This window comes from Streptomyces kanasensis, assembly GCF_043077165.1.
Lineage (GTDB): Bacteria > Actinomycetota > Actinomycetes > Streptomycetales > Streptomycetaceae > Streptomyces > Streptomyces changanensis.
This window is the reverse complement of record NZ_JBIBSF010000008.1, coordinates 146700-160268: the sequence shown is the minus strand read 5'-3', so window position 1 is coordinate 160268 and position 13569 is coordinate 146700. Positions and strand designations below refer to the sequence as shown.

Below are 13569 nucleotides of genomic sequence, written 5' to 3'. Positions count from 1 at the left end.
GTTCAGCCCACCCCCAAGTCGTTGTCGATCAGGTCGAACAGGTCGTCGGCGGACGCTTCGTCGATGCGCTCCCGGCGCAGGCCGCCGTCCTCGCCGTCCCCGCCGCCCCTGTCGTCGAGTGCCGCGATCAAGGACCGCAACCGCGTGCGCACGGCCGGCACGTCGGACGCGGCGACCGACGGGAGCAGCCCGGCGAGCCGGTCCAGGTCCGCATGGACACCGGGCGCCGCCGCCTGCTGTTCCCCGGCGGCGGCGTGCGCGTCGAGCAGCGTGCGCAGGTGCGCGGTGAGCGCGGAGACCGTCGGGTGGCCGAACACGAGGGTGGACGGCAGGGCGAGACCGGTCACCTGGCCCAGCCGGTTGCGCAGCCGCACCGCGCCCAGCGAGTCCAGACCCAGGTCCTTGAAGGGACGCTCCGGGTCGACAGCGCCCGCGTCCTCGTACCCGAGGACCACCGCGACCTCCGCCGCGACCGCCGCCAGCACGAGCGCGTACCGCTCCTCGGGCGCGGCGGCCGCGAGGTGCGCGGGCAGCGCCGGACCCGACCGGCCCGCGGGGGCGTGCGAAGCCGGCACCAGGGCTCGCAGCACGGCGGGCAGCGAGCCCTCGCGGGCCTGGGCGCGCAGGGCGCCCGGGTCGAGCCGGGCGGGCAGCAGCAGCGCGTCGTCCGTGCCGTGCACGACGTCGAACAGGCGCAGCCCCTCGTCGGTGGTCAGCGGCGCCAGCCCCGACCTGCCCAGCCGGGCCACCCCCGCGTCACCGAGGTGCCGGGTCATGCCGCTCGTCTCCTCCCACAGGCCCCAGGCCAGCGAGAGCGCCGGCAGCCCCTGGGCGCGCCGCCACTGCGCGAAGGCGTCGAGGAACGTGTTGGCGGCCGCGTAGTTGCCCTGTCCCGGCCCGCCGATGGTGCCCGCGACGGAGGAGAACAGAACGAACGCGGCGAGCGGCAGGGACGCGGTCAGCTCGTGCAGGTGCAGCGCCGCGTCCACCTTGGGCGCCAGTACGCGGTCCAACCGCTCGGGCGTCAGGGCCTCCAGGAGGCCGTCGTCGAGCGTCCCCGCGGAGTGGACGACGGCGGTCAGCGGATGCGCGGCGTCGACCGACGCGAGGAGCGCCGCCGTCGCCGACCGGTCGGTGACGTCGCAGGCCGCGACGGTGACCCGGGCGCCGAGGCCGGTCAGTTCGGCCGTCAGCTCCGCCACGCCCTCGGCGTCCGGGCCGCGGCGGCCGGCCAGGAGCAGGTGGCGCGCGCCCCGCTCGGCGGCGAGGTGCCGGGCCACCCGGGCGCCGAGTCCGCCGGTGCCGCCGGTGATCAGGACCGTGCCGTCCGGGTCGAAGGGGAGCGGTCCGCCGGACGTGCCGCGGACCCGGACGGCACGGGGGACGTGGAGGACGCCGTCCCGTACGGCGACCTGGGGCTCGCCGGTGGCGAGCGCGCCGGGCAGGACGCGCGCCGGATCGTCGGAGGCGTCAGCGGCCAGATCGACCAGCGTGAAGCGGCCGGGGTGCTCGGACTGCGCGGTCCGCACCAGCCCCCACAGCGGCGCGAGGTCGGGAGCGACGGCCGCCCCGGGAGCGGTGGCCACGGCGCCCCGGGTGACCAGCACCAGCCGCGCGGCGGCGAACCGCTCGTCGGCCAGCCAGCCGCGCAGCAGCGCCAGGGTGTGGTGGGCGCGGGCGCGGGCCGCCTCCGCGGTGGGTGTGCCGTGCGCCGCCGGCACGAGCGCGACGACGGTGTCCGGTACGGGTCCGCCCGCGTCGAGCGCCGCGGTGAGGTGGGGGAGGGAACGGTAGGTGGGGAGGCGCGGGCCGAGGGAGCCGGCTGGGGCGTCCGTACCGGTTCCGGTGTCCGTACGGGTCCCGGCGGGCGTGCCGGCCCCGGTGTCCGTACCGGTTCCGGCGGGCGTGCCGGCCCCGGTGTCCGCACCGGTTCCGGCGGGCATGCCGGTCCCCGCGGGCGCGCCGCCGGCGGTGCCCGGGTGCGGCAGGGTCGTCCCGTCCTCGGCCAGGACCGCCCAGCACCCGGGCGCGGGGACCGCGGCGGGGTCCGGGGCCGGTGCCGCCTGCCAGTCCACGCGGAAGAGGCGATCGGCCGGGCCGCGTGCGCCGGTCAGGCGGTCCGCGGCCACCGGGCGGGCCACGACCGAGTCGACGGTGACCACGGGGGCGCCCGCCGCGTCGACCGCGGACATCCGTACCGTCCCCTCGCCGAGCGGGGTGAGCGACACCCGCAGGTGCGTGGCGCCCGTCCGGCTGACCCGCACCCCGGACCAGGTGAACGGCAGCCACGCCTGCCCGGACCCTCCGTCGGCGTCGGCCAGTTCGGTGAGCTGGGCGTGGAACGCGGCGTCGAGCAGGGCCGGGTGCACGCCGTACCCCTCGGTGCCCCCGCCGTCCCCGGCCGCCGGGGCGTCCACCTCGGCGAGGAGCGCACCGTCACGCCGCCAGGCGGCGCGCAGGCCGCGGAAGGCGGGCCCGTAGCCGAAGCCGCGGTCGGCGAGCCGGTCGTAGAGGCCGTCGACGTCCAGCGGATCGGCGTCCGACGGGGGCCAGGCGGTGGCGGCGGGCGAGGTGTCGACGTGCGCCGGGGCGGGCGCGAGGAAGCCGGCGGCGTGCCGCGTCCAGTCGTCGCCGCCGGTCGCGTCGGCCGGCCGGGAGTGGATCGCCACCGGTCGCCGTCCCCGGGCGTCCGGGGCGCCGACCGACGCCTGCAGGTCGACGGCGCCCTCGGCGGGGAGCGGCAGCGGCTCCTCCAGCGTCAGCTCCTCGACCGTGTCGCAGCCGACGTGCGCGGCGGCGAGGACGGCCATGTCCACGAAGGCGGTGCCCGGCAGCAGGACCGTGCCGTGGACCGCGTGGTCGGCCGGCCAGCCGTGCGTGCCCGGCGAGACCCGGCCGGTGAACAGCCATCCGCCGCCGTCGGCGCGCTCGGCCCCGGCGGTCAGGAGCCGGTGGCCGGTGGAGCGCAGTCCCGCGTCCCCGACGTCGCCCGCGGCGGGCCGGGGCGCCGCCCAGTAGCGCGTCGACGCGAAGGGGTACGTCGGGAGGTCGACGTCGCGCGCGTCGGCCGGGTCGAACACCGCGGCCCAGTCCACCGGTACCCCGTGGGCGTGGGCGGCGGCCAGCGAGGCGGTGAACTGCGCCTGTTCCCGCTCGCGGCGGGCCGAGCCGAGGACGGTCACGGCGGCCCGACCGGACCCCCCGTCCCGCCGCCCCCCCGCCCGCTCGACCGTCTGCTCCGCCGCCCGCTCCGCCGTCTGCTCCACCGCGAAGGTGAGGACGGGGTGCGGACTGATCTCGACGAACGTGGTGTGCCCCCCGTCGAGCAGCGCCCGGACGGTCTCCTCGAACCGCACGGTGCGGCGCAGGTTCCGGTACCAGTAGTCGGCGTCGAGACCACGGGTGTCGAACACGCCGCCGGTGACCGTGGAGTGGAAGGGCACCTCTGCCGAGCGCGGCGCGATCGGTGCCAGGACCTCGGCCAGACGCTCCCGGAGCGGCTCGACCTGGGGGGAGTGCGAGGCGTAGTCGACGGGGATCCGCCGGGCCCAGACGCCCTCGGCGGCACAGCGGGCGAGCAGCCCGTCCAAGGCGTCCGGGTCACCCGAGAGCGTGACGGACGACGGGCCGTTGACGGCGGCGACGGATATGAGCCCGTCCCACTCCGCCAGGAGCGGCAGCAGCCGCTCGGGCGACGCCGTCACCGAGGCCATGCCGCCCCGCCCGGCCATCCCCGCGATGGCCCTGCTGCGCAGCGCCACGACGCGGGCGGCGTCCTGGAGCGAGAGGCCCCCGGCGACGTACGCGGCGGCCATCTCGCCCTGCGAGTGCCCGACGACGGCGTCCGGGTGCACGCCGTGGTGGCGCCAGAGCGCGGCGAGCGCCGCCATCACCGCGAACAGCGCGGGCTGTACGACGTCCACCCGGTCCAGTGGGGGAGCGCCCGGCGCCCCGCGCAGGACCTCGTCGAGCGCGAAGCCGGTGTGGGGCGCGAGCGCGGCGGCACAGGCGTCGAGCTCGTCGGCGAACACGGGGTGCGCGGCGGCGAGTTCCCGGCCCATGCCGACCCACTGGGAGCCCTGGCCGGGGAAGACGAAGACGGTCCTGCCGGGACGGGCGTGGGCCCGGGTCACCCGGTCCGTCTCCTCGCCCCGGGCGAGCGCGGCGACCGCGTCGAGGAGTTCGGTACGGGTGGTGCCGGTGAGGGCGGCCCGGTGGTCGAAGTGCGCGCGGGTGTGGGCGAGGGCGGCGCCGACCTGAAGGGGGGCGGCGTCGGGTCGTGCGGTGGTGAGGTGGGTGTGCAGGCGTCGGGCCTGGGCGCGCAGGGCGGCCGGCGTCCGGGCGGACAGCACCCACGGCACCACGGGAGGCGTCGCCGACGAGGGGGCGGGGGGCCGCGGCGCCCCGGCCCCGGGCGGGCGCGTCCGTACGGCGGGTGCCTCCTCCACGAGGACGTGCGCGTTGGTCCCGCCCACGCCGAAGGCCGACACGCCCGCCCGGCGGACCCGTTCGCCGCGCGGCCACGGGACGGCCTCGGTCAGCAGGGAGACGCCGCCGCCCGACCAGTCGGCCTTGGGCGTGGGCCGGTCGACGTGCAGGGTCCGGGGGAGCGTTTCGTGGCGCAGCGCCTGGATCATCTTGATGAGCCCGCCGACGCCCGCGGCGGCCTGGCTGTGCCCGATGTTGGACTTCAGCGAGCCCAGCCGAAGGGGCCGTCCGGAGGGGCGGTCAGGGCCGAAGACGGCCGTGAGGGCGTCGATCTCGACGGGGTCGCCGAGCGTGGTGCCCGTGCCGTGCCCCTCGACCGCGTCGACGTCGTGGGGGCGCAGGCCGGCATCGGCGAGCGCCTGGGTGATGACGCGCTGCTGGGAGGGGCCGTTCGGGGCGGTCAGGCCGTTGCTGGCGCCGTCCTGGTTGACCGCCGTGCCCGGGATGAGGGCCAGGACGCGGTGGTGGCGGCGTCGGGCCTCGCTGAGGCGCTCCAGGAGCAGCACGCCGATGCCCTCGGCCCAGCCGGTGCCGTCGGCGGCCTCCGCGTACGAGCGGCACCTGCCGTCCGGGGAGAGCGCGCGCTGCCTGCTGAACTCGGTGAAGACCTTCGGCGTGGCCATCACGGTGGCGCCGCCCGCCACGGCGAAGGAGCACTCGCCCCGCCGCAGGGCCTGTACCGCCAGGTGCACGCCGACCAGGGACGACGAACAGGCCGTGTCGACGGTGAGGGCCGGACCCTCGAACCCGAAGGCGTAGGCGACCCGGCCCGACAGGACGCTGCCCGCGGAGCCGATGCCCCAGTAGCCCTCCAGCTCGCCGGGGCCGGACCGCGCCACGCCCTCGTAGTCCTGGCCGCTGCTGCCCACGTACACGCCGGTCGGCGACTTCCGCAGCCGGCCGGGGTCGATGCCCGCGTCCTCCAGGGCCTCCCAGACGGTCTGCAGGAGCAGCCGCTGCTGGGGGTCCATCGCCAGGGCCTCGCGGCGGGCGATGCCGAAGAACTCCGCGTCGAAGTCGGCGACCGGGTCGAGGAACCCGCCGGCCCGGGCGTAACTGGTCCCGGGCTGCTCGGGGTCGGCGGAGAAGAGGCCGTCGAGGTCCCAGCCCCGGTCGCGGGGGAAGTCGGAGACGACGTCGCGCCCGGCGGCCACCAGGTCCCACAGGCCGGCGGGGGAGGTCACGCCGCCCGGGTAGCGGCAGGCCATGCCCACGACGGCGATGGGATCGTCCTCGGGGCCCTTGCCCCGGCCCCGGCTCCCGCCCCGGCCCTCGCCCGCCGCTTCCGGGGCGGGGACGTCGTCCTCCGGGGCGGCGAGGCCGAGCAGGTCGAGCAGGTGCTCCGCCACGGCGGCGGCCGTCGGATGGTCGAAGAGCAGGGTGAGCGGCAGGTCGAGGTTGGTGGCCCGGCCCAGCCGACCGGTCAGCTCCACGGCCGCGAGGGAGTGGTAGCCGTAGTCGCGGTAGGCCTTCTCCGGGTCGATGTCGAGCGGGTCCCCGCCCGCGAGGCCCGCGGTCTCCTCGCGCACCAGGTCGAGCAGGGCCGCCCGGCGGCGGCCGACCGGCAGCCCGGCCAGGCGTCCCGCCAGGTCCTCGGCCGGTCCGGGCTCCCCGGCCCGTACGTCCTCGGCCGGCCCCGTCCGCCGGGTCCGCCCGTCCATCGGGTCAGCCATGCCGTCCTCCACGTCGTCTCCCTGCGCCCCCGCGCCTCGCCGCCGCCCCCGCGCACGGGATGCGGCCACAGAGTTCCGTCGTCCGCCCCTGGTGGGAGTGCCCTCCTCCGGTGGGGGAGGGCACTCCTCGGGGGAGCCTCCTACGAGGAGGCGGCTCCGCCCGTCAGGAGGAAGGACCGGATGTGCGCGCTGAGCTGTTCCGGCTGGTCCTCGGGAATGAGGGTGTAGCTGTCTTCGATCTCGACGAGCCGGCCCTGGGGCAGCAGTTCGGCGAGCTTGCGCCCGTGCTCGGGCGGCATCACCTTGTCCTCGGCGGCCCACACCACGAGGGCGGGCCGGTCGAAGCCGCGCAACTTGGCGGCCCAGTCGAGAAGTTCCCTCTTCGGAGGAACGCCGAGCACGTACTTGCGCAGGTCGCGGCGGATCTCCTCGGAGCTCCACAGCGGGGTGAACCAGGCGTCCATCACCTCGTGCGGGACCGGTCGCTTGCTCATCCAGCCCCAGGTCATGGGCAGTCGGCGCATCGGCTTCCACTTCAGCAGCTTGAAGGCGACGTTGATGCCGCCCGGCAGCTTCGCCGAGGTGAAGAGGTTGCTCCCGGGCAGGCCCGGCGGGAAGTTGTCGAACGCCTCGCACGAGGTGATGACCAGGCGGCCGACGCGCTCGTCCCGGCCCGCGGAGACCAGGGCCTGCGCACCGCCCCAGTCGTTCATCACCAGCGTGACGTCGCGCAGGTCGAGCCGGTCGAGGAACTCCGCGACCAGCCGGGCCACACCCGCGATCGACAGGTCCGCGTCCGGCTTCATCGGCCGGCGGTGACCGCCCAGCGGCAGGGTCGGCACCACGCACCGGAAGTCGGAACGCAGGGACGCCACCACGTTCCGCCACAGGGATCCGTCCATCGCGACCCCGTGCAGCAGGACCACGACCGGCTTCTCACCCCCGGTGTCCTGATACTCCACCGTGCCAGCCGAAAGGTCTACCTCAGCCATTTCACATCTCCTCGGAGCTGTACGGGTTCGGGAGGTCGCGAAGGGATGCTCGCACCGGACGCAACGCTCGACGCCCAGTTGGGCGGCGTGGCGGCCACCCGGACGGGTGAGTCGGGGTAAGCAAAACACCTCCGGCTGCTTTTCGCCAGCAACAACCCGACCAGGAACGATCATTGCCCTTTAGGGCAATGGTCGGCCGACCGCCGCCTGGGTACAGTGGCGACTCCCGTACCGGAGCCGTCCGCCGCAAGGTGAAGGGCGCGTACACGGACGAGGTATGCCGTGCGGCTTCCGTCCGCACCCCAGGGGTCACCACTCCGGATTTCCGCCCTCGCCCCTCGCGCAGCGGCCGGATCGCGGACTCATTCACCCCTCGGTCATCCCATCACCGTGCATCGGAAAGGCTGTCCCGTGATCACTGCCGAAGACGTATGTGCCCGCATCGCCAAGAAGCTCGGCGGCAAGGCGCAGGCGTACACCTTGAACGAGGAGACCGCCTTCGACTCCGTGGGCCTGTCGAGCCTGCAGATAGCCGACATCGTCTACTCCATCGAGGACGACCTCGAAATCGAATTCGACGAGAGCAGGGCCGCGAGCGTGAAGACGGTCGCGGACCTGGTGAAGCTCGCCGAGGAGACCCAGCAGGGCAGCGCCGCCGCGTGACGGCCGACGCCTACCAGGGCGCCACCGCGGAGTCCATCAGACATCACTACGACGTCTCCAACGACTTCTTCGCGCTGTGGCTGGACCCGGACCTCACGTACACCTGCGCGCTGTGGGACGAGGGCGACACCCTCGAAAGCGCCCAGAAGCGCAAGCTCGACCACCTGATCGAGGGCGCGCGGGCGGCCGGCGCGCGCCGCGTCCTCGACGTCGGCTGCGGTTGGGGAAGCCTGCTCGAACGGCTGGTCCGCACGCACGGCGTGGAGCGGGCCGTCGGCCTCACGCTCAGCGACAGCCAGGCCCGGCACCTGCGGGGACTGGCGCTCGAACGCACCGAGGTGCGGGTGGAGAACTGGCTCGACCACGAGCCGGCCGAGCAGTACGACGCGATCATCTCCATCGGCGCCTTCGAGCACTTCGCGCGCACGGGCCTCTCCCGCGCCGAGCGGGTCGCCGCGTACCGCGCGTTCTTCGAGCGCTGCCGCGCCTGGCTGCCCAAGGGCGGCAGGATCGCGCTCCAGACGAACGTCAAGGGGAACAACGTCCGGATGGACAAGCAGACCGTCCGGGACCTGCAGTTCATCATCGACACCATTTTCCCGGAATCCGAGATCCCGGCACTCTCCGAGGTCCTCGAATCGAGCGAGAAGCGCTTCGACGTCGTCCGTCTGCGCAACGACCCGGATCACTACAGCCGCACCTGCCAGGAATGGTTCGACCGGCTGCGGGCCCACCGCGACCAGGCCGTCAAAGTGGCCGGCGAGAAGACGGTCGCCGACTACGAGAGGTATCTGAGTTCCACGGTCGGCCACTTCCGGAACCGCCACCTGGGACTGTCGAGGATCGTCCTCGAAGCCGTGTGAACGGGTGACCTGCATTCCTCACGAAAGCTCCGACGTCAGCTCCACCGGCGGGCCCTCCCTGGGAGCACTCACTTGAACGCGTACAAGCACGTCGTCTACTGGCACGACACCGAAAAGGTCACCGTCGAGGCGCCCCTCCGGGAATCCGTCGACTGCGACGTCTGCATCGTCGGCGGTGGTTTCACGGGCCTGTGGACCGCCTACTTCCTCAACCAGGCCGAGCCGGCGCTCGACATCCGCATCGTCGAGGCCCACCACTCCGGCTACGGCGCCTCCGGCCGCGCCGACGGATTCGTCACGCCCACCATCGGCAAGGACATCCAGGCCCTGGTGAAGGAATTCGGGCTCCAGCGCGCACTCGAGGCGTCGCAGGCGGTGGGCCGGTCGATCCTGGAAATCGGCAGGTTCGCCCGCAGGAACCGCGTCGACGCCCAGTACGAGGCCAACGACTACCTGATGGTGGCCACCGACGCCGCCCAGCTCAGACGGCTGGAGCAGGACCGCGCGCTCGCCGAGCGGATGGGCGCCGCACAGGCGGAGATCCTCCCGGGCGAGGAGTCGCGGGCCGTCATCGGCTCGCCCGTGGTGCTCGGCAGCATGCGCACGGGCGGCGCACTCGTGAACCCCTTCCGGCTCGCCCGCGGCATCGCCCGCGTGGTCCGCGAGAAGGGCGTGACGATCCACGACGACTCCCCCTGCCTGCGCGTCGAGCCGGGGGTGCGGCCGACCGTCGTGACGGCCGGCGGGCGGGTCACGGCCGACAAGGTCGTCCTGGCCACCAACGTCCACATGGACGCCTTCCCGCCGTTCCGCAGGAAGGTCATCCCGATCTGGACGTACGCGATGGTCAGCGAGCCGCTCACCGACGCGCAGCTGGGGCGCGTGAACTGGCCGGGCCGTGAGGGCCTGGTCGAGGCCAAGTCCCTGCTGACCTGCGCCCGCCTCACGCACGACAACCGCGTCATGTTCGCCGGTGGACCGGCCCCGTACTACTACGGCCGGGACAAGCGGCAGCGGAACATGAACCGGCCCGAGGTCTACCGGGAGATCCACCGGGAGTTCCTGCGGTTCTTCCCGATGTGGGACGACGTCGAGTTCGGCTACGCGTACGGCGGGACCGCCGACGTCGTCCGCGACTACGCCCCGCACTTCGGCAGGCTCGGCGGCGGCAACATCCTCTACGGGTACGGCTACTGCGGCAACGGCATCGCCGCCACCCACACCGGCGGCAAGGTCCTGCGGGACCTCACGCTGGGCAAGGACACGGACTACTCGCGGCTGCTCTTCGTGGACGACGAGCGGCGCAAGCCGCCCGCCTCCTTCCCGCCCGACCCGGTCCTGTTCGCCGGCGCCCGTGCCGCGGCCCGGCTGATGGACTGGAAGGACTCCCGCGCATGAGCCGCACCACGAGCAACGGGAACGGCGGGGGCCGCCGCGACGGCGGGAGCGGCGGGGGCGCCCCGGGTGCCCGCCCCACCGTCCTGCTCACCGGCGCGTCCGGGGTCGTCGGACGCTCCCTCCTGCGGGAGCAGGACGGCCCGAGGTTCGTCGTCGCCACCCACAGCACGCCCGTGCCCGAAGCCGGGGACGCGCGGTCGGTCCGCCTGGACATGACCGCGGAGCGCTTCGGCCTCGACGAGGACGCCTACGCCGCCCTCGCCGCCGAGGTCGACGTCGTCATCCACTCCGCGGGCCTGACCGAGTGGGGCCTGCCCGCAGGGGCCTACCGCCCGGTCAACGTCGAGGGCACCCGGCGGATCACCGAGTTCGCCGAACGGGCCGACGCCACCGTCCACTTCATCAGCACGGCGTTCGTCGCCGCGCTCGCGGACACCGCGCCGGTGCCGCTCGGCCCGGACAACGTCTGCCGCAACTACATCAGCTCCAAACGGGAGGCGGAGCACGTCCTGCGTGACAGCGGGGTGCGGCACACCGTCTTCCGCCCCACCAACCTCATCGGCGACTCCACCACGGGCTGGACCTCCCAGGGCCAGATCGTGCAGCTGATGTCGGACTGGCTGGGCCGCGGCAGGGCGCCCTTCCTCCCGGCGCACCCGGGCATCCGCATGGACTTCGTGCCCCAGGACCTGCTGTCCAAGGCGGTGCTCGGCGCCGTCGAACGGGGCGACGACGCGGGCGAGTTCTGGGTGACGTACGGCCCGGAGGCCATGGACGTCGAGGACTGCCTGCGGGTGCTGGTGAAGCACGCCGCCGGCCGCGGGCGGACCCTGACCCCACCGCCGGTGGTGAACGCCGACGAGCTCGCCGCGGACGCCATCGCGAACGCCTCCCCGCGGGCCCGCTCCTACCTGTCCGTGCTGCGCGACGTCAGCGAGGTCACCCGGTGCAGCGGCGGCGTGCTGCCCACGTCCATGCCGGAGCTGCGCGAGCGCTACGGCGTTCCGCGGGTCGACGACACCACGGCGTACCTGGCGAGCCTGGAGTACGCCGCCGACCACCTGGGCTAGACCGGACGGCCGGACCGCGCGGTCCGGGGGAACCGCCGGACCACACGGTCCGGGGAGGGCCCGGCCCGGACGGCCGGACCGACGGAAAGGACAGTGCTGTGAACGGGAACGAGGACTGGAACGCGCCGGACCTGGGGGGCAAGGTCGCCGTGGTCACCGGGGCCAGCCGCGGCGTGGGCCGCGGCATCGCCCTCGCGCTCGGCGCCGCCGGCGCCACCGTGTACGTCACGGGCCGCAGCACCCGGGACGGCGCGCGCACCGAAGGGCTGCCCGGCACGGTGGACGACACCGCCGATGAGGTCACCGAGCGGGGCGGCAAGGGCGTCGCCGTGCGCTGCGACCACGGGTCGGCCGCGGACAACGAGGCGCTCGCCGCCCGCGTCCAGGCCGACCACGGCCGGCTGGACCTGCTGGTCAACAACGCCTGGGGCGGCTACGAACGCTCCTCCGAGGTCCGCTTCGACGCGCCGTTCTGGGACCAGCCGATGTGGCGCTACGACCTGTTCGCGACGTCGCTGCGCGCGCAGTACGACGTCACCCGCAGGCTCGTCCCGCTGATGCTGCCTCAGCGCAGCGGCCTGGTCGTCGGCATCAGCTTCTCCGACGGCGACATCTACCTCGGCCAGGTCGGCTACGACGTCTTCAAGTCCGCCGCCGACCGCATGTGCCGGGACTTCGCCCTCGACCTGCGCAAGAAGGGCGTCGCGGCGCTCTCCCTGCACCCCGGCTTCGTCCGCACGGAGCGGGTGCAGGCCGCCTGGGAGGCGATGGGCGACGGTCCCGCGTCGGTGGTCCACTCCCCGGAGTACGTGGGGCGGGCGATCGTCGCCCTGCTCGCGGACCCCGCGGTGATGGAACGCACGGGCCAGGTGCTGAGCACGGGCGACCTGGCGGTCGCGTACGGCTTCGCCGACGTGGACGGCCGGCAGCCGCCGCCGTTCCGCCTGGAGGGCCGGATGAGCCTGGCGACCCGGATGCACCGGTTGAACAAGGTGGTCACCTCGGTGGCGGAGCAGTAGGGCCGGTCAGTCCGGCGGGGCGAGCAGCAGTCGGGAGGTGCGCATGGTGGGGAGGTGTCCCGCGGTCCCTGGGCGGCGCAGGGCGACGGCCGCCTGGCAGCCGGCGGGCGCGGGCACGTCCAGCAGGGCCCAGCCGTCGGGCCCGGGCGGCGCCCAGGGCGGGGCCAGCGCCGCGGCGAGGCCGACGTGATGGGCGCCGACCCCGCCGGGCAGTCCGGTGCCGATGCCCTTGAGGAAGGCTTCCTTGCGCACCCAGCAACCGAGCAGCGCGTCCCGGCGGGCCGCCGGGGGCAGGGCGTCGAGGGCGCGCCGCTCGTCGGGGTGCAGGCGCCGGGCCAGCCGTTCCAAGCCGTCGCCGACCAGTTCGCGGGACTCGACGTCCACCCCGACCGGCGAGGCGGCCAGCGCGTAGAGCGCGACGTCCCCGGCGTGCGAGAGGGAGAAGTGCACACCGGGGTGGCCGGCGACGGCGGGGCGCCCGTGCGGCTCCTCGCAGCCGGGCATCCCGCACCGCTCGCGGACGAGGACGACGTCCTGGGGAGCGGTTCCGAGGCGGTCGCCGAGCAGTACCCGCAACCCCACGTGCGACGTGACGAAGCGCGTGCGCGCCGCCGGGTCCTGGAACCCGGCGGCACGCCGCGTCTCTCCGGCGTCGAGGATCCCGGCGCGGGCGGCGGCCGCCGCGGCGTGGTCCGGGATCCACAGCGTCCACACGTCGACGGTGTCGACCGCGTGGGCCGGGTCGACCGGGCGGGCCGGGTCGACCGCGTGCGCCGGGTCGCGCCGGTCCGGCCGGTCGAGCGGACCATCCGTATCGACGCCGCCCGGGACGACGCCTCCCGTACCGATGTCACCCGTCACCACGCCGCCCATACCGCCCGTACCGCCCGTGTCGGTGCCGTGGGGGCCGGGCGGTCCGCCCGGCGCCCCGGCCCGAAGGGAGTGAGTCATGAAGGTGCCGTCACGGCCTGTCGAGGCCCCGCGGGTCGCGCCGGAGGTCGTCCGCCCACTCCGCCGAGAGGAGCGCGGCCTCCACCCGGGACCGCAGTCCCAGCTTCCTCGTGATGCTGGTCAGATGGGCCTTGACCGTCCGCTCCGCGATGCCGAGCCGGCGGGCGAGCTCCCGGTTCCCCTCACCGTCCGGCAGCACGCTGAACACTTCGAGCTCCCGTGGCGTCAGTACCCGCAGGGCCGACCGTTCCACCGACGCCAGCCGGCCGCCACCGACCCCTATGCGTCTGTCGACGCCTCCGCCGACCTGAAGCTTCTCCCCGTGCATGCGTTCTCCAACTCCTTGAGGAAGTCGTCACCACGGGAGGAATCGGATCGTTTCGTCGCACCCAACCGGAATTCCCCCTTCGGTCCGACCATGAACAAGGCGGCGCCCGAACAGCCCGCCGCCT

8 protein-coding genes and 1 pseudogene are annotated in these 13569 nt (G+C 74.6%); 5 read left to right on the top strand and 4 right to left on the bottom strand.

The features are described from left to right. Positions 1 to 2: 2 nt before the first annotated feature. A pseudogene (locus tag ACF053_RS20740) lies at positions 3 to 5969 on the bottom strand (SDR family NAD(P)-dependent oxidoreductase); the annotation flags it as partial. A 332-nt stretch (positions 5970 to 6301) separates the two neighbouring features. Then, complete coding sequence (locus ACF053_RS20735; RefSeq protein WP_391955248.1) at positions 6302 to 7153, bottom strand: alpha/beta fold hydrolase; 852 nt, start codon at positions 7151 to 7153, stop codon at positions 6302 to 6304. A 411-nt stretch (positions 7154 to 7564) separates the two neighbouring features. Here ACF053_RS20735 and ACF053_RS20730 point away from each other — a divergent pair, with 411 nt between their 5' ends. From ACF053_RS20730 to ACF053_RS20710, 5 genes are all read left to right on the top strand, one after another. Next, complete coding sequence (locus tag ACF053_RS20730) at positions 7565 to 7816, top strand: phosphopantetheine-binding protein (RefSeq protein ID WP_058943053.1); 252 nt, start codon at positions 7565 to 7567, stop codon at positions 7814 to 7816. Next, positions 7813 to 8679, top strand: a complete 867-nt coding sequence (locus ACF053_RS20725) for a class I SAM-dependent methyltransferase (protein WP_391955247.1) — start codon at positions 7813 to 7815, stop codon at positions 8677 to 8679. Before ACF053_RS20730 ends, ACF053_RS20725 begins: the two co-directional genes overlap by 4 nt. Before the next feature lie 72 nt (positions 8680 to 8751). Further along, positions 8752 to 10077: an NAD(P)/FAD-dependent oxidoreductase gene (locus ACF053_RS20720; RefSeq protein ID WP_391955246.1), complete on the top strand. Its 1326-nt coding sequence runs from the start codon at positions 8752 to 8754 to the stop codon at positions 10075 to 10077. Further along, complete coding sequence (locus tag ACF053_RS20715) at positions 10074 to 11147, top strand: SDR family oxidoreductase (RefSeq protein ID WP_391955245.1); 1074 nt, start codon at positions 10074 to 10076, stop codon at positions 11145 to 11147. The genes ACF053_RS20720 and ACF053_RS20715 overlap by 4 nt, the downstream gene beginning before the upstream one ends. A gap of 98 nt (positions 11148 to 11245) precedes the next feature. Then, on the top strand, positions 11246 to 12166 hold the full coding sequence (locus ACF053_RS20710; RefSeq protein WP_391955244.1) for an SDR family NAD(P)-dependent oxidoreductase: 921 nt from the start codon (positions 11246 to 11248) through the stop codon (positions 12164 to 12166). 6 nt (positions 12167 to 12172) lie between these two features. On the opposite strand, the gene ACF053_RS20705 is transcribed toward ACF053_RS20710, so the two are convergent. Beyond that, positions 12173 to 13117: a 4'-phosphopantetheinyl transferase family protein gene (locus tag ACF053_RS20705; protein ID WP_391955243.1), complete on the bottom strand. Its 945-nt coding sequence runs from the start codon at positions 13115 to 13117 to the stop codon at positions 12173 to 12175. A gap of 10 nt (positions 13118 to 13127) precedes the next feature. Next, entirely contained in the window at positions 13128 to 13445 is a 318-nt protein-coding gene (locus tag ACF053_RS20700) for a helix-turn-helix domain-containing protein (RefSeq protein ID WP_391955242.1), read from the bottom strand. Between the last annotated feature and the right edge of the window lie 124 nt (positions 13446 to 13569).